Origin of the sequence: Paraoerskovia marina DSM 21750, from assembly GCF_000701465.1 — a bacterium.
In the GTDB taxonomy this organism is placed as follows: Bacteria; Actinomycetota; Actinomycetes; order Actinomycetales; family Cellulomonadaceae; genus Paraoerskovia; species Paraoerskovia marina.
The window spans coordinates 219,613-240,119 of record NZ_JNIY01000005.1 but is presented as its reverse complement, the minus strand read 5'-3'; the positions used below and the strand labels follow the sequence as shown (position 1 = coordinate 240,119).

Genomic DNA, 20,507 nt, shown 5'->3' with positions numbered 1-20,507 from the left:
TTCAGTGTGTGATGGCGAACCTGCGGTAGAGCGCGCGCAGCGGTCGCGGTGCCCACCAGTTGGCGCGGCCGAGCACCGTCATCGTGGCCGGCACCAGGAGCATGCGCACCAGGGTGGCGTCGATCGCCACCGCGACGGCGAGCGCGAACCCGACCTCCTTGATCACGAGCAGGTCCCCGACGACGAACCCTGCGAACACCACGATGATGATCAGCGCGGCGGAGGTGATGATCCGCCCGGACCGCTGCAGACCGAGACGGACCGACTCGTCGTTGGAGTACCCCGCGTCGTGCAGCTCCTTGATCCGGGAGAGCAGAAAGACCTCGTAGTCCATGGCCAGGCCGAACGCGAACGCGATGACCAGTGCGATGACGTAGGTCTCGATGCCGCCGGTCGAGGTGAAGTCCAGCAGGTTCTCCAGATGCCCGTCCTGGAACACCCACACGAGGACGCCCAGGCTCGCCGCGAGCGAGAGGGCGTTCGTCAGCAGGGCCTTGACCGGGATGACGACGGAGCCCGTCATCAGGAAGAGCAGGATCAGCGTCGCGGCCACGACGATGCCGACGGCCCACCAGACGCCGTCGGCGAGGGCGTCGACGAAGTCCGCCTGTCCTGCCGCCTGGCCCGTCACCCACGCGGGGAACGGGACCGGGAGCTCTCGGATGTCACGGACCGCGGTCACGGCCTCGGCGCTGCCCGGGTCGTCGGTGTCGAGCTGGACGCCGAAGACTGAGTAGTCGGCGCTCGCCGTGGCCGACCCGACGGCGCTGACACCCTCGAGGTCGGCGACCTGCTCGGCCCACTGGTCGGTCGCCGCAGGCGTCGACCGCGTGACGACGATGATGTCCGGGCTCTGGCTCGCGGGGTACTCGTCGGCGAGCGTCTCCACGAACTGGCGCTGGGGCGCGTCGGCGGGCAGGAGCTCGATCCCGGAGTTGCGCAGCTGCAGTCCGGCGGCGGGGAGAGCGAGGACCACCAGGACCGTCGTCGAGGCCAGGATCACCCACCACGGGTGCCGCTGGACGCGGCCCGCCAGGGCGGAGAACACGCCTTCGTCGGACTGCACGTCGGCGGTCCGCCGTGCGACGGCTCGCAGTCCGGGGATCCGCTCGAACAGACCGGGCCGTGCGAGGCGTCGTCCGGTCATCACGAGCAGGGCGGGCACCAGGGTCAGAGCGGTGGCGACGGCGATGAGGACGGCGATGACGCCGGCCGCGCCGATCGCGCGCAGGATGTCCGGGGTGAAGACGAGGAGACCGGAGATCGAGATCGCGACGGTGAGGGCGGAGAACGCCACGGTGCGGCCCGCCGTGGCCATCGTGCGCGTGATCGCCGTCAGGACGGCGCCGTCGCCGCGGCGACGGCGCACCGCCGCGCCGTCGTCTGCGTCGAGGACGAGGTGGAGCTCCTCGCGGTACCGCGAGACGATCAGCAGGCCGTAGTCGATCGAGAGGCCGAGCCCGAGCAGCGTGACGACGTTGACGACCGACGCGTCGACGTCCATGAGGTACGAGAGACCGAGCAGGGCGCCGAGCCCGACCCCGATCGAGGCGATCGCGCCGATCAGCGGCATGGCGGCCGCCACGAACCCGCCGAAGACGAGAACCATCACCAGCAGGGCGATCGGGAGCGCGACGAGCTCGCCGGTGCGAAGGTCCTCCTCGACCTGGTCGGTGACGGCCTCGACGATCAGGTCGTTGCTCCCCACGAGACCGGTCACGCCGGGGGAGAGGGCCGCCAGGTCGTCGTCGACGGTGTCGAGACGCTCCTCGACCTCGGCCGCGACCTCGTTCTCGCGCTCGCCCGTCAGGTCGGCCTCGGTCGTCACCTCGACGACGAACCCGTCGCCGTCGGCGGCGAGCAGGCTCGCCGCCGCGGGGTTCTCGAGAGCGCCAGGAAGGATGTACGGGTCGATCACGGACTCGACACCGTCGATCAGGAGCAGGTCCTGCTGCGCGGGTGCCAGAGCCTCCGCGATGCCGTCGGTCGCGGGGTTGATGCCCTCGACGAGGAGCGTGATGGACTCGCCCTCGTCGGACTGCGCCGCCAGCACGTCGTTCGCGTACTGGCTGTCCGAGCCGGGAACCGTCGGCTCGCCGGTCGAGAGCCGCTCGAACAACGACTCTCCGTGCACGCCCAGTACCGCCAGGGCGAACCCCAGCGGGGCGAGCACGAGCCAGACCAGGGCCGTCCAACGGGGGCGCCGCGCGATCGCGCGGCCGAGGTTCTCGAACACGGGGGTCAGTCTGTCACTAACGTGACCGGACCGACGGGATGCTGTGCACGGCGAGACGCCCCGACGTCGGACCCGGTCCGTACCCTCGGAGCATGGACCTGTTCGACACCGCCGGGATCGCGGACCACGGCACCCCGGCCACCAGCCCCGGCGCGCCCCTGGCCGTACGGATGCGTCCCGCAAGCATCGACGAGGTCGCGGGGCAGGGGCACCTGCTGGGACCCGGATCGCCGCTGCGACGGCTCGTCGACCCGGCCGACCCCGGCTCCCGACGGGCCGCGCCGGGATCGGTGATCCTCTGGGGTCCGCCCGGCACGGGCAAGACGACCCTCGCGTACGTCGTCGCGGCGACGTCCGGACGACGGTTCGTCGAGCTGTCGGCGGTGACCGCCGGCGTCAAGGACGTGCGCGCCGTCGTCGAGGACGCCCGGCGGCGCCTCGCCTCCTCGGGTGAGGAGACCGTGCTCTTCGTCGACGAGGTCCACCGCTTCTCGAAGTCGCAGCAGGACGCGCTCCTGCCGAGCGTCGAGAACCGCTGGGTGACGCTCGTCGCCGCCACGACGGAGAACCCCAGCTTCTCGGTCAACTCACCGCTCCTGTCGAGGTCACTCCTCCTGACCCTGCAGCCGTTGAGCACCGACGACGTCAGGAGGCTCGTCGACCGTGCCCTCGTCGACCAGCGTGGCCTCGCCGGGGAGGTCGCGCTCGACGACGAGGCCGCCGAGCACCTGCTCCGCCTCGCCGGCGGCGACGCCCGCAAGGCGCTGACGATCCTCGAGGCCGCCGCCGGTGCCGTGCTGACCGACGCCGCGGCGGACGACGACCACCGCCCTCCCGCACGCATCGACCTCCCCGCCGTCGAGCGGGCGATCGACGTCGCCGCCGTGCGCTACGACAAGGACGGTGACCAGCACTACGACGTCATCAGCGCCTTCATCAAGTCGATCCGAGGCTCCGACGTCGACGCCTCCCTGCACTACCTCGCGCGCATGATCTCGGCGGGGGAGGACCCCCGCTTCATCGCGCGACGGATCATCATCTCCGCCGCCGAGGACGTCGGACTCGCCGACCCCTCCGCCCTGCAGACCGCGGTCGCCGCCGCCCAGGCCGTCGCCCTCATCGGGATGCCGGAGGCCCGCATCGTCCTCGCCGAGGCCGTCGTCCACCTCGCCACCGCCCCCAAGTCCAACGCCGCCTACCTCGGCATCGACGCGGCGCTCGCGGACGTCCGTGCCGGGGGAGCGGGCCCCGTGCCGACGCATCTGCGGGACGCCCACTACCCGGGTGCCAAGAGCGTCGGTCACGGCCAGGGGTACCAGTACGCCCACGACGCGCCGCACGCCGTCGCCCCGCAGACCTACCTGCCCGAGAATCTGGGGTCGGCGCGGTACTACACCCCCAGCGACCGTGGTTTCGAGCGGAGCGTCGGGGAGCGTCTCGTCAGGGTCCGCGAGATCCTGTCACGGGCTCGGCGTGGCCAGTGACCGAGCACATGCCCGGAGCGGCGCGGGCGGCGGCCGGCGTGCGATAGACTGTCGTGGTTGCCTACCGGCGACACCTGGGACCTCGGCCCCGTGAGCACCGCTTCGGCAGGTTCTCCGACGGCTGGTCCAGCACCCGGCTGGTTCCGGGTGCGACGTCCATCGCACACGACAGGTAAGGAAATACCACTGTGTCCTCCGTGACCCGTTCGCGCCGCCAGGTTCGCCTGAGCCGCGCCCTGGGCCTTGCGCTCACCCCCAAAGCCGTCAAGCACTTCGAGAAGCGTCCGTACCCCCCGGGCGAGCACGGCCGCGCCCGCCGCCGCACCGAGTCGGACTACGCGGTCCGTCTGCGCGAGAAGCAGCGTCTGCGTGCGCAGTACGCGCTCCGCGAGAAGCAGCTCGCCCGTGCCTACGAGGACGCCCGCAAGGAGTCCGGCCTGACCGGTGAGGCTCTCGTCGAGAACCTCGAGGTCCGCCTCGACGCCCTCGTCCTGCGCTCCGGCTTCGGTCGGACGATCCTGCAGGCGCGCCAGGCCGTCGTGCACCGCCACATCCTCGTCGACGGCAAGATCGTCGACCGCCCCTCGTTCCGCGTGAAGCCGGGTCAGACGATCCAGGTCAAGCCGAAGAGCCAGGCGACCGTCCCGTTCCAGGTCGCCGCCGCCGGTGCGCACCGCGACGTCCTGCCGGCCGTCCCGGGCTACCTCGACGTCCAGCTCGAGAAGCTCTCGGCGACGCTCGTCGACCGCCCGAAGCGTGCCGACGTGCCCGTCACGTGCGACGTCCAGCTCGTCGTCGAGTACTACGCTCGCTGATCTCGCACAGCAGTTCTCGAACGCCCCGGGCGTGACGCGAAGGCGTCGCGCGCGGGGCGTTCGTGCATCCGGGTAGTGTTCCCTCGAAGCCTTCCCCCTCTCGTACAGGAGCAGCAGACATGGTCGGAGATATCGCCGGACTCATCGCAGCGATCGCCTTTGTGCTTCTCGTCGGTGCGCTCGCCGTCCCGCTGGTCAAGCTGGGTCGCGTGTTCGACGAGGCGCGGACGAGCCTGCGCGAGGCGACCGACCACGCCGTGCCGATCCTCGACGAGGCGGCCCAGACCTTGGTCTCCACCAACACCCAGATGGAGCGGATCGACGCGATGACGACGTCGGCCGCGCAGGTCAGCGAGAACGTGTCGGCGCTCTCGAGCCTCTATGCCGCGACCCTGGGGCGGCCACTGGTCAAGGTCGCCGCCTTCAGCTACGCGGCCCGGCAGGCGTTCGGCGCGGCGACCGCCGCCGGCCGCGGCGCAGGGAAGGACTCCTGATGCGGCGAGTCTTCTGGATCGGTGTGGGCGTCGGGGTGACGGTCGTCGTCATGTCGCAGGGGCGCAAGCTCGTCGCCCGCTACGCTCCCGCCTCTGTCGTCGACCGGTCCATGGACGCGGTGGACGACGCCGGCGCCCGGACCGTCGCCTTCGTCCAGGCCTTCCGTGCGGAGTTCACGGACGCACGCGCCCGGCGCGAGGCGGAGCTGACCGGCTCCCTGCTCGCCGAGGGGCAGACTCCTCCCGAGGCGGTCCGCGCGCGTCACCGTGCGGACGACGACGAGGACGAGCTCGGCTACTCCTTCTTCTGACCGAACCGGCGTCCCCTGCGGGCCGCCGCACCTCCCACCCGAACGACCCCCGAAGGACATCATGCGTACCGCCGAGATCCGTCAGCGCTGGCTCAACTACTTCGGTGGCCACGGGCACACCGTGGTGCCGTCCTCGTCCGTGGTCTCCCCGGACCCGTCGACGCTGTTCACGATCGCGGGCATGGTCCCGTTCATCCCGTACATGACCGCGGAGCAGACGGCGCCGTGGCCGCGGGCGACGAGTGTCCAGAAGTGCGTGCGGACGCTGGACATCGAAGAGGTCGGCAAGACGACGCGGCACGGCACGTTCTTCCAGATGAACGGCAACTTCTCCTTCGGCGACTACTTCAAGGAGCAGGCGATCACCTACGCCTGGGAGTTCGTCACCGGCTCTCAGGAGGACGGCTTCCTCGGGTTCGACCCGGACTCCGTGTGGGTGACGGTCTACCACGACGACGACGAGGCCCGTGAGCTGTGGCGCCGGATCGCCGGGCTTCCCGACGAGCGCATCCAGGCCCGCGGCAAGGCCGACAACTACTGGACGACGGGCCAGCCCGGACCCGCGGGCCCCTGCTCGGAGATCTACATCGACCGTGGTCCCGAGTACGGCCAGGACGGCGGACCGGTCGTCGACGAGAGCCGGTTCCTCGAGATCTGGAACCTCGTGTTCATGCAGTATCAGATCGACGACGTGCGGTCCAAGGACCAGTTCAACATCGTCGGCGAGCTCGCCCGCAAGAACATCGACACGGGCATGGGCCTGGAGCGGGTCGCGTTCCTGCTGCAGGGCAAGGACAACATGTACGAGATCGACGAGGTCTACCCCGTCATCGAGGCCGCCGAGAAGCTCTCGGGCAAGACGTACGGTGCGGTGCACGACGACGACGTCCTCTTCCGCGTCGTCGCCGACCACGTGCGCTCGTCCCTGATGATCATCGGGGACGGTGTGCGCCCGTCGAACGAGGGTCGCGGGTACGTCCTGCGCCGGTTGATCCGACGCGCGGTGCGGGCGATGCGCCTGCTCGGTGTCACCGACCCGGCCATGCCGGGCCTGCTCCCGGTCTCCCGCGACGCGATGTCGCCGTCGTACCCCGAGCTGGCCGACGACTTCGCCCGGATCTCGGCCGTGGCGTACGCGGAGGAGGAGGCGTTCCGCCGCACCCTGGTCCAGGGGACGTCGATCTTCGACGACGCCGTCGCGGAGGCGAAGTCCGCCGGGACCGCGACCATCGGTGGCGAGAAGGCCTTCGCCCTGCACGACACCTACGGCTTCCCGATCGACCTGACGCTCGAGATGGCAGCCGAGCAGGGCGTGAGCGTCGACGAGCCCGCCTTCCGGTCGCTGATGGCCGAGCAGCGTTCGCGGGCACGGGCCGACGCACTCGCCAAGCGCCAGGGCGGAGCGGACGTCGGCGCCTACGAGGAGCTGCAGAAGCAGCTCGCGGCGCCGGTCGAGTTCCTCGGCTACACGGACGCGACGGCGTCGGTGACGGTCACGGGTCTGCTCGTCGACGGCGTCGCCGCACCGGCGGCCACGGCTCCGGCGGACGTCGAGATCATCCTCGACCGCACGCCGTTCTACGCCGAGGCCGGCGGTCAGCTCGCTGACCAGGGGACGATCGTCCTCGACGGCGGCGCGACGGTCGAGGTCGACGACGTCCAGCGTCCGATCAAGGGTCTGTCGGTGCACCGCGGACGCCTGACCGAGGGAACCGTCGCGCTCGGCGACCCCGGGACCGCGCAGATCGACGTCGCGCGCCGCACCGCGATCAGCAAGTCGCACTCGGCGACCCACATGATCCACAAGGCGATCCACGAGTCGCTCGGCAAGGACCACACGCAGGCGGGCTCGGAGAACTCCCCGAGCCGCATCCGTTTCGACTTCCGTTCCACGGGTGCGGTCCCGGCAAGCGCGCTCTCCGAGATCGAGGAGCGGGTCAACGTCCAGCTCGCCGAGAACCTCGAGGTCACCGACGTGACGATGCCCATCGCCGAGGCCAAGGCGCTCGGTGCGATGGCGCTCTTCGGAGAGAAGTACGGCGACCAGGTGCGGGTCGTGTCCATCGGCGGTGACTGGTCGCGCGAGCTGTGCGCGGGCACGCACGTGAGCCAGACCGGTCAGCTCGGTCTGGTCACCCTGCTCGGCGAGTCCTCGATCGGCTCCGGGGTCCGCCGTGTCGACGCGCTGGTGGGCAACGGCGCGTACGGTTTTCAGGCGAAGGAGCACGCGCTGGTGAACCAGCTCGCCGGGATGGTCAACGCCCGCGCCGACGAGCTCCCCGACCGCATCGGGTCGCTGATGAGCCGCCTGAAGGACGCGGAGAAGGAGCTGGCGGGTCTGCGTCAGGCCCAGCTGCTCGGCGCCGCGGCCTCGCTGGTCGAGCAGGCGCAGACCGTGGGGACGACGCGCGTCGTGACGCACGACGCCGGCGTCGTCGCCTCCGCGGACGACCTGCGCGCGCTGGCCCTCGACGTCCGCGCGCGTCTCGGCGAGGACGGTGCCGCCGTCGTCGCGATCGGCGGTGTCGCCAAGGATCGCCCGCTCGTCGTGGTCGTCACGAACGCCGACGCCCGCGGCGCCGGCATCCGCGCCGGGGCGCTCGCCAAGGCGGCTGCCGGCACGCTCGGCGGCGGCGGCGGCGGCAAGGACGACATGGCCCAGGGTGGTGGCAGCGACGTGTCGGCCCTCCCGGCCGCGCTGGACGGGATCCGGAGCTCGATCGCGTGAGCGACCACTCCCCGGAGCCGCTCCCGCGCGGGGCGCGGCTCGCGGTCGACGTCGGTGCGGTACGTGTCGGCCTGGCCGCGAGCGACCCGGACGGTCTCGTGGCGACTCCCGTCGAGACGCTGGCGCGCGACACCTCTGACGCCGAAGTCCCGGCGGACGTCGCCCGGATCGTCGAGGAGGTGGCCGAGCGGAACGCCGCGGTGGTGTACGTCGGCCTGCCCAAGCACCTGTCGGGCAGCGAGGGAGCCGCGGCGGAGCACACCCGTGCCTACGCGGCCGTGCTCGCCGCCCAGATCGCCCCGGTCCCGGTGCAGATGGTCGACGAGCGCATGAGCACCGTGACCGCGCACCAGGCGCTGCACGCTGCCGGGCGTGCGGGTCGGAAGCACAGGGCTGTCATCGACCAGGCGGCAGCCGTTATCATTTTGCAATCAGCCCTCGACGCGGAGCGATCCTCGACGCAGCGAGCCGGCGAACGTGTAGGTATCTGACGAACTAGGAGGACGCTCCCGTGAGCGACTTGTTCCCCGGAACTTCGACGTTGGAGGCCCAGCAGCCTCCCGCGGCGAATTCGCGCACGGAGGAGCGGCGTCGGCGCCGCGCGAAGCAGCGCAAGCGTCAGCGTCGCCGCAACGCCCTGCTGGCAATCTTCCTGATCCTCGTGATCGTCGCGGCCGTCGCCTACGTGCTGCGGCCGCAGATCATGGCGATGGTCGACGACTTCCGCCCGGACACCGTGGCGGACTACGCCGGGCCGGGCACGACTCCGGTCGACGTCACGATCGAGCCGGGCTCGACCGGGTACGACATGGCCGCCGTGCTCGAGGGGGCCGACGTCGTCGCGAGCCAGCAGGCGTTCGTCGACGCGTTCGAGGCCAACCCGAGCGCGGGCCAGATCCAGGCGGGCACGTTCACGATGCTGACGCAGATGGACGCGCAGTCCGCGGTCGCGCGGCTCGTGGCGAACGACTCGCGGGCCGAGACCAAGCTGACGATCCCCGAGGGATACACGGTCGACCAGGTGGTCGAGCGTGCGGCGTCCGTCACGGGACACTCCGTCGAGGAGTACGAGGCCGCCATGGAGGACACGGAGGCGCGAGGTCTGCCGGCCGAGGCGGGGGGCGACTACGAGGGATGGATGTTCCCCACGACCTACCTGCTGCCGCCGGACAGCACGCCGGCCACGGTCATCTCGCAGATGGTCACCCAGACGACCCTCGAGCTGGACTCCCGCAACGTGCCGGAGGAGGACCGCGAGGAGGTCCTGAACAAGGCCTCGCTCGTCGAGCGTGAGGCGAAGGCCGTCGAGGACCGCCCGAAGATGGCACGGGCGATCGAGAACCGTCTCGACGTCGGCCAGCGCCTGGAGATCGACGCCGCGGTCGCCTACGGCCTGGGGATCTCCGGCACCGAGCTGACCCGCGAGGACACCGACGACCCGAGCAACGAGTACAACCTGTACGAGCACGCGGGTCTGCCGCCGACGCCCATCGCCAACCCGGGCGGTGCCTCGATCGACGCGGTCCTGGAGCCTGCCGACGGCGCCTGGGTCTTCTGGACCGCCGTGAACCTCGACACCGGCGAGACGAAGTTCGCCGAGACCTTCGAGGAGCACCAGCAGAACGTCGCGGAGCTGCGCGAGTGGCAGGCGGCGAACGGGTGACGGCTCGTCGTGCCGCGGTGCTCGGGCATCCTGTCGCCCACTCGTTGTCCCCGGCGCTGCACCGTGCCGCGTACCGCGCGCTCGGACTCGACGACTGGACGTACACCGCGGTGGACGTGCGGGAGGCCGAGCTGGCGGGATTCGTCGACGCGATGGACGAGTCCTGGGCCGGGCTCAGCCTGACGATGCCGCTCAAGCACGCCGTCATCCCGCTGCTCGACTCGGTCGAGCCGCTCGCCGAGGTCGTCGGCGCGGTGAACACGCTGCTGCCGTCCGGCCGCACGCGCGTGGGGGCGAACACCGACGTGCACGGCCTCGTGGCGGCGCTCGGGGAGGGGCTCGGCCAGCAGGCACGCACGGGCCCGCCCGCGCACGCCGTGATCCTCGGCGCCGGTGCCACGGCTGCGTCGACGCTCGCAGCGCTCGGCGAGCTCGGGTGCACGAGCCCGCACGTCCTCGTGCGGTCGTTGGCGCGGACCGGAGAGCTGCGCGCCGCAGCGCACCGGATGGGCGTCACGCCGCAGTTCTCGCGCCTCGACGCCGCGACGGACGTCCTTCCGCGGGCCGACGTCGTCGTCTCGACGATGCCGAAGCACGCCGCCGACCCGTGGGCGCAGGTCCTGGCGGATTCGGGGGCACCCGTCTCCGGCGTCTTGCTCGACGTGGTCTACGACCCGCGCCCGACGGAGCTGTCCCGGGCCTGGTCGCGCGCCGGGGGCGTCGTCGTCGGCGGTGAGCGGATGCTGCTGCACCAGGCGGCCGAGCAGGTCCGCCTGATGACGGGGCACGCCGCGCCGGTCACGGCGATGGACGAGGCCCTGCGGTCGGCCCTGGCTCCGGTCTAGAAGGAGAACGCGCCGGCGCTGTCGAGGCCGATCGCGACCGCCGCTCCGACGAGCATGAACGGACCGAACGCGAAGGCGGTCGTCCCGGTCGCTCGACGTGCCAGCAGCAGTGCGAGCGCCCAGAGCCCGCCGAGGGTGAACGCCGCGAACGTGCCGAGGAACCAGGCCTCCCACCCGCACCAGGCGAGATAGAGCCCGACGACGCCTGCGAGCTTGACGTCACCGAGGCCGAGCCCGCCGGGGCGCACGATCGCCAGTGCCAGGTAGGCCGCGAGGAGCAGGAAGGCGCCGAGCGCCGCGCGACCGAGGTCGGCGAGTGTGTCCGGACCGATGAGCACCGTCAGTCCGAGGACCACGAGCGCGGCGGCGGCCGTCGGCCCGGTCAGGGCGTCGGGCAGGCGGTGGCTGCGCAGGTCGATGACGGTCAACGGACCGCAGGCCACGGCCAGTACCACGAACGCCACGGTGTCGGGAGCGGGCCACCTGCTGACCAGGACTGCGAGCACCAGCGCTGCCGACAGCGCGAGCGAGACACGGCGGTCGGCCCGTGTCTCGGTGTCGATGCGGGCGGCGAGGTCGGCGAGCATGGCTTCGACGCTAGCGTCGAGAGGCCGTCCGCAGCCGGTTGTCCACAGGTTCACCCCGCCGTCCGCACGGTGGGCGGCCGACGGCTGTGCGGGCGTGTCGTGGGAGGATGACGCCATGCTTCGGTGGTTGACCTCAGGTGAGTCGCACGGTGAGGCGCTGGTCGGGATCCTTGAGGGGCTTCCCGCCGGCGTCGAGATCGTGACGGCCGACGTCCAGGATGCTCTTGCCCGCCGCCGGCTCGGCTACGGCCGCGGGGCGCGGATGAAGTTCGAGAAGGACCAGGTGCGCATTCTCGGCGGCCTGCGTCACGGGATCTCCCAGGGTGGTCCGCTCGCGATCGAGATCGGCAACACCGAGTGGCCCAAGTGGGTCGACGTGATGTCGGCAGACCCGGTCCCGCCCGAGGCGCTGCAGGTCGACGCGGGCACGGGTGACGTGCGGGAGGTTGCGCGCAACCGTCCGCTGACCCGGCCACGTCCCGGACACGCCGACCTGGTGGGCATGCGCAAGTACGGGTTCGACGACGCCCGTCCCGTCCTGGAGCGTGCGTCGGCGCGCGAGACCGCCACCCGCGTGGCGCTCGGGACGGCGGCCGCCCATCTGCTCGAGCAGGCGTTCGGCGTCCGGCTCGTCTCCCACGTGGTCGCCATCGGTCCCGTCGAGGTGCCCGAGGACGCCGTCCTGCCGACGGCGGACGACGTCGCCGCTCTCGACGCCGACCCGGTGCGCTGCTTCGACCCCGAGACCTCGGCGGCGATGGTCGCCGAGATCGACCAGTGCCACAAGGACGGCGACACGCTCGGCGGTGTCGTCGAGGTGCTGGCCTACGACGTACCGACGGGTATCGGGTCCTACGTCCACGCCGACCGGCGCCTGGACGCGCGCCTGGCGGCCGAGCTGATGGGGATCCAGGCCATCAAGGGGGTGGAGGTCGGCGACGGCTTCCGCACGGCACGCCGTCGTGGGTCCGCGGCCCACGACGAGATGGTCCGCGAGGACGGCCGCATCACCCGCCTGAGCAACCGGGCCGGCGGCGTCGAGGGCGGTATGACCAACGGTGAGGTCCTGCGCGTGCGCGCCGCGATGAAGCCGATCTCGACCGTCCCGCGGGCGCTGCGAACGATCGACACCGCCACGGGCGAGGCCTCCACGGCCCAGCACCAGCGCTCCGACGTCTGTGCCGTCCCGCCGGCCGCCGTCGTCGCCGAGGCCATGGTCGCGCTCACCCTGGCCCAGGCCGCCCTCGAGAAGTTCGGTGGTGACTCGGTGCCGGAGATCCGCCGCAACGTCGAGTCGTACCTCGCCGCCATCCCGGAGAACCTGCGCTGAGATGAGCACCGCACCCACCGGACCGCTGGTCGTCCTGGTCGGCCCGCCCGGCTCCGGCAAGTCCACCGTCGCCGCGATCCTCGCCCGTGCCTGGGGCGTGGCCCACCGCGACACCGACGACGACGTGGAGCGCACGGCGGGCAAGCCCGTCGCCGACATCTTCGTCACCGACGGAGAGCCCGCCTTCCGCGCCCTGGAGCGGGAGGCCGTCGTCACGGCCGTCCGCGAGCACGACGGTGTCCTGTCCCTCGGCGGCGGGGCCGTCCTCGACCCCGACAGCCGCCGGGTTCTGGCGGACTATGCCGAGGCGGGCGGGACGGTCGTCTTCCTCGACGTCTCCCTCGCGCACGCCGCGCCCCGTGTGGGCTTCAACCAGTCCCGCCCCCTGCTGCTCGGCAACCCGCGGGCCCGGTGGCAGGCACTGATGAACGAACGCCGCGCGGTCTACGAGCAGGTCGCGACCACGACCGTGCTGACCGACGCGCGCACCCCCGAGCAGGTGGCAGCGGAGATCGCCGCCGACCCCCGAACCGACGCGCGGGTGACCCCCGCACCGCAGGAGGAGCAGTGAGCACGATCGAGACCACCCGGGTGCAGGTCGCCGGGGAGAGCCCCTACGACGTCGTGATCGGGCGCCATCTGCTCGGCGAGCTGCCCGGGCTGCTCGGCCCTGACGTCCGGCGTGTCCTCGTCATCCACCCGTCCTCGCTCGCGGCGACGGCAGAGACGATCCGTGCGGACCTGGCCCAGACGGGCCTGGAGGCGTTCGCCGCCGAGGTGCCGGACGCCGAGGAGTCCAAGACCGCGCAGGTCGCGGGATTCCTCTGGGGGGTGCTCGGGCAGGCCGACTTCACCCGCTCGGACGCGATCGTGTCGGTCGGCGGGGGAGCGACCACCGACCTGGCGGGCTTCGTGGCTGCGACGTGGTTGCGCGGCATCCGCGTGGTGCACGTCCCCACGACGCTGCTCGCGATGGTCGACGCCGCGGTCGGGGGCAAGACCGGGATCAACACCGCGGAGGGAAAGAACCTCGTCGGTGCGTTCCACCCGCCGGCCGGGGTGCTGTGCGACCTGGTGGCCCTCGAGACTCTGCCGCGGTTCGATCTCGTCGCGGGCCTCGGCGAGGTGGTCAAGACCGGCTTCATCGCCGACGAGCGCATCCTCGAGATCGTCGCCGACCATGCGGCCGAGCTGCGGGACTGGAAGGGCGCCGACGCGGCGGACGAGACGTGGGCGGCGCTCGCCGAGCTCGTGGAGCGGTCCGTCGCCGTCAAGGCACGGGTGGTCGGTGCCGACCTCAAGGAGGCGGGCCTGCGCGAGATCCTCAACTACGGGCACACCCTCGGGCACGCGATCGAGCTCGTCGAGCGGTACCAGTGGCGGCACGGCGCCGCCGTCTCCGTCGGGATGGTCTTCGCCGCCGAGCTCGGACGGCTGGCCGGGAAGCTCGACGACTCGGTCGTCGACCGCCACCGCGAGATCCTCACGTCGCTCGGGCTTCCGACGACGTACCGCGGGGACCGGTGGGAGAAGCTGCTGTCGGGGATGCGCCGGGACAAGAAGACCCGGGGCGACCTGCTGCGGTTCGTCGTCCTGGACGCCGTCGGCCAGCCGACCCGTCTCGAGGGGCCCGACCCGACACTGCTCGCGGCGGCCTACGCCGAGATCAGCGAGGACGCCCCGACCGGCCGGGCTCCGATCGCCCTGTAGGTCGGCGCACTCACCACACGCCGCGGGCGCGCAGCACCTTCTCGAGCAGTTCCGCGCGGTCGGTCACCAGACCGTCGACCCCGAGGTCGAGCAGCTGGTGCATGTGGTCGACTGCGTTAATGGTCCACACGTGTACCTGCCGGCCCGCCCGGTGGGCGGCGGCGACCGTCGAGCGGTCGACGACCGTCACCGGTCCTTGGCGCACGGGGACCTGCAGCGCCTGGACGTCCGCCAGCGCGCAGCGAGCGAGTCGGGCCGAGCGCAACCGCGCGGCGCCGACGAAGGCCGCCACCTCCCCGGTGGCCGCCGACGTCGCGACGGCCCGTCCCAGAGCGGTCAGGGTTGCCCGACGGCGTGCCCGGGAGAACGACGTGACGCAGACCCGGTCCCACGCGCCGGTCCGGGCGACCGCCTCGGCCACCGGCACCGCCCCCGAGGCGGCCTTGACGTCGATGTTGACCCGCAGGTCCGGCCACGTCCCGAGCACGTCCTCCAGGAGCGGGACCGGCTCGACGCCACCGATGCGGGCCTCGCGCACCTTCGCCCAGGGAAGCTCCGCGACGAGCCCGTGCGCATCCGTCGTCCGGTCCAGCGATGCGTCGTGCAGAGCCACCGCCACACCGTCACGGGTGGCATGGGCGTCGGTCTCGACGTAGCCGAACCCGAGGTCGACCGCTCCGGCGAACGCCGCCATCGAGTTCTCCAGTCCCGAGAGCGAGAAGCCACGATGCGCGAGTGCGACCACGCCGCCCGGTGCGTCGAAGTACGGAAACGCCCACGACGTCGGACGCCCGCTCACGGGGCACCACCGGCCGAACCGGCGCTCGCGGCGAACGACAACACCTCGTCGAGGTACAGCGCGCGAGGTGCTGGTGCCGACAGCGACAGGTCGTGCACCCCGCCCTCGACCGCCACCGTCCGCACGTCGTCGCCCAACCGCGGCGCCAACCGTTCGATGTGGGCGACGTCGAGCACCGTGTCCTGGGCATCGAGCAACGGGTTGTCCGGGGAGTCGATGCCCGAGGACGCCGAGTGTGCGACCAGCACCGGGCATCCCACCTCGAGCCCCGCTGCCAACCGCACCTGAGCGCGCACCACCGCACGCAGCCAGCCTGCCCGCGCCGGCAGCCCCTGCGGACGCTTCAACGACGTGTCGAAGTCCCAGCGCCCTCCGTGCTCGACATGCTGATACGTCGCGTACCAGGACGGCGCGGACGTCACCTGCACCATCGGTGACAACGGCGCCGCGACGTCGAGCATCGCGAACGCCACCGGCGACAACCAGCTGCTGGCCCCCACGTCCAGGAACGGGCTGTTCAGCACCAACGCGTCGACCGTGCGGCGCTCGCGGTGCGAATGGGCCCACAGCGCGGCCACCAGCCCTCCGGTGGAGTGCGCGTGCACGATCAGCGGGAGGCCGGGGTGCGCGGCCCGCGCCAGAGCCACGGCCGTGCTCAGGTCGGTCGCCTGCTCGTGCAGGTCCGACTGGTAGTGCGGGACCTCGCCCGGTCGCAGGGACCGACCTGCGCGGCGGGCGTCGACGGCGTAGAAGGCGAACCCGGCTCGTGTGAACGCCTCGGCGAGGTGCGCCTGGAAGAAGTAGTCATTGTAGCCGTGCAGGTGGACGACGACGCCTCGCGGATCGGACGGCGTCCGGCGTGGCCGGACGAGCGTCGCGCCGGCGATCGGGGCCGACTCAAACGCGTCACCGAGCGGCGCGTCCGGAGCCCAGGGCACAGAGGGTGCGGCGTTCGTCATGGGTCGAACCTATGCCCTGCGCGCCGGTCTGCACCGGCGGGACGGTGCGCGGAGGTCCAGCACGCGGTCTCGAGTGTCGCCGCACTCGGCCGGCGCGGTCCGATCTCGGATCCCGCGCTGGGCACGTCGATCATGTCGCACTCCTCGAAGGGGGCCTTGCGCGGTGGGCGGTCGACGTTCTGGTAAACCGCGGACAGGGTGACGGCCCCTTCTGCCGATGTGCAGCCGGTCACCGTGCGACTGACGCGCGAGGTCCAGCTCGCCTCGAGCGGGGGATGGAGCACCTTCGTCGCCGCCCAGCTCGTCGAGAAGGTGCTCGTCGGGGTGGGGGTCGTCGCATGGCTCGCGATGGTGTGGCGGCTTCTCGCGGCTGCGGCCGCGGGAACGGCGTTCAGTCCTCGCACCGTGCGGTTGCTGCGTGGTCTGGGATGGCTGGCGATCGTAGGCGCGGCACCGGCCCCTGCTGAGCCACTACACGTCCATCGTCCAGACCGGCTACGGCGCGCAGTCCTTTGCCGAAGAGATGATGCTCGCACCGTGGGACGGCGCCTCGACCGGTGTGGACTTCGTCCAGATCGCCCTCGGTGTCCTGGTCCTCCTCGTGGCCGAGGTGTCTCGCCACGGGGCAGACATCGAGAACGAGCAGAGGTTGACGGTCTGATGGCGATCGCCGTCCGTCTCGACCGGATGCTCGTCGAGCGCAAGATGACCCTGACCGAGCTCGCCGAGCGAGTCGGTATCACGGTCGCCAACCTGTCGATCCTCAAGACCGGCAAGGCCAAGGCCGTGCGCCTCGGCACGCTCGACGCCATCTGTCGCCAGCTCGAGTGTCAACCGGGAGACATCCTCGAACACGTGGACGACGACGACCGCTGACGTACCGGCACCGTCGTCCGGTCGAGACCCACACCGAACGCTCGGGAACCGCCCGGGTCCTTCATGGCTCGCACACAGGTGCGGTTGCCAGGATCAGCAGCGTGACCCCTTCCGATCAGGTGAGGCGGCGACTGGCCGCCATCTCGAGCACGACGCTCACCATGCAGCAGCTGCGCGTCCTCGCGATCCTCCACGCGCACGACCCCCAGCGGGCGACAGAGCTCGCGAACCGCCTGCAGGTCAGCGCGGCCACGACGTCGGGCATCCTCGACCGGCTCGAGGCAGGCGGATACCTCGAACGTCGACAGCACGAGCTCGACGGGCGGGCCCGGGCGATCACCCTGACGCCGCGCGGTCGAGCGTCGATCCTGGCCTTCGTCGACTAGGGGGCACCTCCGCCGCAGCCCCGCCGACACGCGCCCGGTCCCGTGCACCCCCGATCGCGCGCATCGAGCTCTCGGGCACACCATGGAAGACAGCCGGCGGCCGTCGAGAACGCCCGGGCGCTCGCGGACAGCCACCAGGAGACGGACGGACCGACCAGGACGGGGACACCATGACCGACACCACCACCGGGGGACCGCACGAGGCGCTCGCGGTCTTCGTCGGCAGCTGGCACGCCGAAGGGGTCTCCTACGGTGGACCCACCCAGACACCGGCCGACCCGTACGCAGAACCCGCCCCGTGGCGAAGCATCCACACCGCACGCTGGCACACCGGCAAGTACTTCGTCATCCAGGACGAACGCGCCAACGGTCCCTTCGACACCCTCAGCATCCTCGGGTGGGACCGCGACACCGAACGCTACTTCGCACGGACCGTCGAGAACCACGGGTACGCCCGCGACTACACGATGACCGTCGACCGTCGCACGTGGACGCTCACCGGCGAGCACGAACGAGCGACGTTCGAGTTCAGCGCGGACGGCCGCACCCAGACCGTCACCTGGGAGTGGAGACCCCGGGACGCGTGGCTGCCCCTGTGCGACCGGGTCGCCCACCGCATCGACTAGTCGCGACGTCCGACAGCGTGCGGGTAGTCGGCATCCCGCCCCTGGAAGGCAAGGATCGCCGGGTTCAGCACGACGCCGTCACGGACCTCGATCGCGCGACGCACCGTCTCGTCCTCCACCCAGGCGTCGGGCCCACCCATGACCGTACGAAGAAACGACATCAAGGCAGAGCTGATCTCCCACGTCGCAGAGTTCCACAGGTACGAAGGACTGTGGTCGACCGCGTAGTACAGCACCCCGTTCCCGACGGCGAACGCCGGCTCCTCGAACGACGTCGGCCGGGCCCAGCCGAACGCCATACCCTCGTCGCACGACACGTCCACGATCACCGTCCCCGACGCAAGGTCCGGCAGATCATCGTCCGTCAAGAACATCAACGGAGCCTCGGTGTCCTGCAGCACGCAGTTGACGATGATGTCGTGCTCACCCAGGAACTCCGGCAACGGCACCCGGCCCTCCGCAGTCACCGCGTGCCCCACCCGGCCCCCGCTCGGATCGTCGTCCAACCGGACGATGCGCGCCGAATGGATCGGGGCCGCCACCGCCGCCACGTCCCGACGCGTCAGCACGTCGACGTCATGCACCCCCAGAGCATCCAACGCCGTCACCGCGCCACGCGCCGTCGCACCGAACCCGATCACCACCGCACGCAGCCGCGGACCGTAGTCCCCGGCCATCCCCGCCAGCTGCATCGCATGCAGCACCGAGCTGTACCCCGCCAGCTCGTTGTTCTTGTGAAACACGTGCAGGTTGAACGCCCCGTCCGGACCCCAGTGGTTCATCGCCTCGAACGCGATCAACGTCAACGACCGGTCGATCGCCACCTGCGTCAGCTCAGAGTCCTGGACACAGTGCGGCCACCCCCACAGCGTCTGACCCTCCCGCAGCTCCGCGACGTCGCTCAGCAACGGCTTCGGCGCCAGCACCACGTCCGACTCCGCGACCAGCTCCTCCCGAGACCGCAGACCACCCACCCACGCGCCCACCTGCTCGTCCGAGAACCCGAACCGCTCGCCGTAACCGCGCTCCAGCAGCACGAACGGACGAAGATCCTCAGGGATCTGCCGCAGATGACGCGGATGGATCGCCAGGCGCAGCTCGTTCTCCTTGCGCGACCGGGCAAGAATGCCAAGAGTCAGGGGAGTCATGACGGTGTCCTCCAGGGCCCAGGCGGTTTCGAGAGAATCGCACCAGCAGCCACCGGGCCCACCAGGGGAGGCTCTGCCTCGAACCGTACGCCCCTTTCCACCCGCCACCGACCACCAGGCCCGGCCGCCGACCACCACGCCGACGAACGCGCCCCGCCTGCACGGCGCAGGGGACGTCACGAAACGGCGCACGAGGACCTGACGGGCGCTCGCGGACAAGGCCCTGGCATAAATAGTGTGCCAAGCGTGGTCAACCCACCGTGGTTGCGCAGCGCAAGAAGCCCTCAGTCCACCGAGGCAGGGGAGCCGAGGCGCCGACGTCCCGCGCGTGCTGCGAACTCGTCGAGGGCGGTGAGGACCTGGGGTGCCTGCCAGAGGATCGACCGCCGTCGCCCGCCGACCTCGACGAGCGCACCGGCGTCCACCAGCCGGTCGATGGCGCGCCGGGCGTTCGGTTGGGTGACGCCGAGCTGCTCTCGCACCAGCTCGGTCCCGAGCACGGGGTGGCGCAGGACGACGTCGAGGAGCGGCCACGCGGCCGAGTCTGCGCGCGCGGTGAGGTTCGCGGCCCAGGTGGCACGGGCGTCGAGCAGATCGGCGACGAGGCGACGACCGTTCGACACGGAGAGGACCGCTGCGGCGGAGAGCGCGTCCACGATCGGTGCGGCGTCTCCTGCGCGGAAGGCGGTCAACGCTGAGAAGTACCCCTCCGTGTCGACGAGCAGGCCGGCGGAGACGGGCACGGTCACGGTCCGGGTCAGCCCGCGGTGCCTGAGGAGTGCATGGATGAGCGCTCGCCCCGTCCGGCCGTTGCCGTCGACGAACGGGTGGATCGTCTCGAACTGCGCGTGGGCGACCGCAGCGTGCGTGAGCGCCGGAACGTCGGTTCGTCGTGCGAACGCGACCAGGTCGGCAAGGTCGTCGGTCAGGCGGTCGTGGTGGGGAGGTGTGAAGACGGCGTCGTGCGGCGAGTACGCGGTGCCGCCGATCCAGACCTGCTCCGTGCGGAGCTCCCCGGCGTACGGGGCCGGGGACATCAGTGCGTCGTGCATCGTCAGGATCCCGGTGATGTCGACCCCCTCGGACAGGTTTACGGCGGCGGTCATCGCGCGGACGTTGCCGACGATCTGCTGCGCGTTCGCGCGGGCGTCCTCACCGATCTCGGCGAGCGCGATCTGACGTGCGCCCGACGTGAGGTTCTCGATCTGCGACGACGAGGCCGACTCCGAGCGCAGGAGCACCGCTGCGAACGGCGCGACGTTTCTGCCGACCTCCTGGTCGAAGTCTCCGATCAGGCGCGAGGCCTCCTCGGCGGCGGCTGCGGTCGCGCGCGGCACGCGGACGTCGGTGTCCGCGATCCTCGGTACGACGGCGGAGGTGTACGGCCTGCGGAGACGCTCGGCCGCACTGCGAGAGAGCGCTTCCGGCGGCAGCGACGAGCGCCAGCGGTGCTCCTCGCCGGCGGTCGCGGGCCAGGGGGTCGAAGCGGATGACATCTCGTCACCGTAGC

At 71.4% G+C, this 20,507-nt stretch carries 21 protein-coding genes; 15 read left to right on the top strand and 6 right to left on the bottom strand.

All coding sequences use genetic code 11. The annotated features are described in order from the left end of the window. Position 1: 1 nt before the first annotated feature. Entirely contained in the window at positions 2 to 2,236 is a 2,235-nt protein-coding gene (locus tag Q343_RS0110110; protein ID WP_345940099.1) for an MMPL family transporter, read from the bottom strand. Positions 2,237 to 2,328: 92 nt separating this feature from the next. Here Q343_RS0110110 and Q343_RS0110105 point away from each other — a divergent pair, with 92 nt between their 5' ends. The 8 genes from Q343_RS0110105 (at position 2,329) to Q343_RS0110070 (ending at position 10,576) form a co-directional block, all read left to right on the top strand. Further along, positions 2,329 to 3,720, top strand: coding sequence for a replication-associated recombination protein A (locus Q343_RS0110105; RefSeq protein ID WP_029253469.1), 1,392 nt, complete (start codon positions 2,329 to 2,331; stop codon positions 3,718 to 3,720). Between the two features lie 188 nt (positions 3,721 to 3,908). Then, positions 3,909 to 4,535: a 30S ribosomal protein S4 gene (gene rpsD, locus Q343_RS0110100; RefSeq protein WP_029253468.1), complete on the top strand. Its 627-nt coding sequence runs from the start codon at positions 3,909 to 3,911 to the stop codon at positions 4,533 to 4,535. A gap of 119 nt (positions 4,536 to 4,654) precedes the next feature. Next, positions 4,655 to 5,029 (top strand): DUF948 domain-containing protein, encoded by a 375-nt coding sequence (locus tag Q343_RS0110095; RefSeq protein ID WP_029253467.1) that lies wholly within the window; start codon positions 4,655 to 4,657, stop codon positions 5,027 to 5,029. Then, the gene (locus Q343_RS0110090; protein WP_052367097.1) at positions 5,029 to 5,340 is read left to right on the top strand and encodes a hypothetical protein; all 312 of its coding nucleotides are present in this window, start codon (positions 5,029 to 5,031) and stop codon (positions 5,338 to 5,340) included. The genes Q343_RS0110095 and Q343_RS0110090 overlap by 1 nt, the downstream gene beginning before the upstream one ends. Positions 5,341 to 5,401: 61 nt before the next feature. Next, complete coding sequence (gene alaS / locus Q343_RS0110085; protein WP_029253465.1) at positions 5,402 to 8,068, top strand: alanine--tRNA ligase; 2,667 nt, start codon at positions 5,402 to 5,404, stop codon at positions 8,066 to 8,068. Continuing rightward, positions 8,065 to 8,559, top strand: coding sequence for a Holliday junction resolvase RuvX (ruvX, locus tag Q343_RS0110080; protein ID WP_029253464.1), 495 nt, complete (start codon positions 8,065 to 8,067; stop codon positions 8,557 to 8,559). The genes alaS and ruvX overlap by 4 nt, the downstream gene beginning before the upstream one ends. A gap of 20 nt (positions 8,560 to 8,579) precedes the next feature. Continuing rightward, positions 8,580 to 9,731, top strand: a complete 1,152-nt coding sequence (gene mltG, locus Q343_RS0110075; protein ID WP_029253463.1) for an endolytic transglycosylase MltG — start codon at positions 8,580 to 8,582, stop codon at positions 9,729 to 9,731. Beyond that, positions 9,728 to 10,576, top strand: coding sequence for a shikimate dehydrogenase (locus Q343_RS0110070; RefSeq protein ID WP_029253462.1), 849 nt, complete (start codon positions 9,728 to 9,730; stop codon positions 10,574 to 10,576). Before mltG ends, Q343_RS0110070 begins: the two co-directional genes overlap by 4 nt. Here the strand turns inward: Q343_RS0110070 and Q343_RS0110065 are convergent. Beyond that, positions 10,573 to 11,163: a prepilin peptidase gene (locus tag Q343_RS0110065; protein WP_052367096.1), complete on the bottom strand. Its 591-nt coding sequence runs from the start codon at positions 11,161 to 11,163 to the stop codon at positions 10,573 to 10,575. The genes Q343_RS0110070 and Q343_RS0110065 overlap by 4 nt on opposite strands. A gap of 115 nt (positions 11,164 to 11,278) precedes the next feature. Between Q343_RS0110065 and aroC the strand changes: the two genes are divergently transcribed. Genes aroC through aroB form a run of 3 tightly spaced genes read left to right on the top strand, consistent with a single transcriptional unit; the run spans position 11,279 to position 14,203 of the window. Continuing rightward, positions 11,279 to 12,493 carry a chorismate synthase gene (gene aroC / locus Q343_RS0110060; RefSeq protein ID WP_029253460.1) on the top strand — a complete coding sequence of 405 codons (1,215 nt, stop codon included), beginning with the start codon at positions 11,279 to 11,281 and terminating at the stop codon, positions 12,491 to 12,493. A gap of 1 nt (position 12,494) precedes the next feature. Then, positions 12,495 to 13,064, top strand: coding sequence for a shikimate kinase (locus tag Q343_RS0110055; RefSeq protein ID WP_029253459.1), 570 nt, complete (start codon positions 12,495 to 12,497; stop codon positions 13,062 to 13,064). Next, positions 13,061 to 14,203, top strand: coding sequence for a 3-dehydroquinate synthase (gene aroB / locus Q343_RS0110050; protein ID WP_029253458.1), 1,143 nt, complete (start codon positions 13,061 to 13,063; stop codon positions 14,201 to 14,203). Before Q343_RS0110055 ends, aroB begins: the two co-directional genes overlap by 4 nt. Positions 14,204 to 14,213: 10 nt before the next feature. Here the strand turns inward: aroB and Q343_RS0110045 are convergent, their stop codons facing one another. Both Q343_RS0110045 and Q343_RS0110040 read right to left on the bottom strand, forming a co-directional pair. Continuing rightward, the gene (locus Q343_RS0110045) at positions 14,214 to 15,002 is read right to left on the bottom strand and encodes a glycerophosphodiester phosphodiesterase family protein (RefSeq protein WP_029253457.1); all 789 of its coding nucleotides are present in this window, start codon (positions 15,000 to 15,002) and stop codon (positions 14,214 to 14,216) included. Continuing rightward, a complete protein-coding gene (locus Q343_RS0110040; RefSeq protein WP_248616807.1) occupies positions 14,999 to 15,961 on the bottom strand; it encodes an alpha/beta fold hydrolase in 963 nt (320 codons plus the stop codon). The genes Q343_RS0110045 and Q343_RS0110040 overlap by 4 nt, the downstream gene beginning before the upstream one ends. A gap of 523 nt (positions 15,962 to 16,484) precedes the next feature. Here Q343_RS0110040 and Q343_RS15295 point away from each other — a divergent pair. The 4 genes from Q343_RS15295 to Q343_RS14025 all read left to right on the top strand — a co-directional run bounded on the left by Q343_RS15295 (position 16,485) and on the right by Q343_RS14025 (position 17,849). After that, positions 16,485 to 16,622 carry a hypothetical protein gene (locus Q343_RS15295; protein ID WP_162175480.1) on the top strand — a complete coding sequence of 46 codons (138 nt, stop codon included), beginning with the start codon at positions 16,485 to 16,487 and terminating at the stop codon, positions 16,620 to 16,622. After that, complete coding sequence (locus tag Q343_RS15290; protein ID WP_029253454.1) at positions 16,622 to 16,837, top strand: helix-turn-helix domain-containing protein; 216 nt, start codon at positions 16,622 to 16,624, stop codon at positions 16,835 to 16,837. The genes Q343_RS15295 and Q343_RS15290 overlap by 1 nt, the downstream gene beginning before the upstream one ends. A 101-nt stretch (positions 16,838 to 16,938) precedes the next feature. Further along, positions 16,939 to 17,223, top strand: coding sequence for a MarR family transcriptional regulator (locus Q343_RS0110020; RefSeq protein ID WP_155990705.1), 285 nt, complete (start codon positions 16,939 to 16,941; stop codon positions 17,221 to 17,223). A 170-nt stretch (positions 17,224 to 17,393) separates the two neighbouring features. Next, a complete protein-coding gene (locus Q343_RS14025; protein ID WP_043109953.1) occupies positions 17,394 to 17,849 on the top strand; it encodes a DUF1579 family protein in 456 nt (151 codons plus the stop codon). Here Q343_RS14025 and Q343_RS0110010 read toward each other — a convergent pair. Further along, on the bottom strand, positions 17,846 to 18,997 hold the full coding sequence (locus Q343_RS0110010; RefSeq protein ID WP_029253452.1) for a N(5)-(carboxyethyl)ornithine synthase: 1,152 nt from the start codon (positions 18,995 to 18,997) through the stop codon (positions 17,846 to 17,848). The two genes, Q343_RS14025 and Q343_RS0110010, sit on opposite strands and share 4 nt — an antisense overlap. Before the next feature lie 284 nt (positions 18,998 to 19,281). Further along, positions 19,282 to 20,493, bottom strand: a complete 1,212-nt coding sequence (locus Q343_RS0110005) for a Fic family protein (protein WP_029253451.1) — start codon at positions 20,491 to 20,493, stop codon at positions 19,282 to 19,284. Positions 20,494 to 20,507 lie beyond the last annotated feature (14 nt).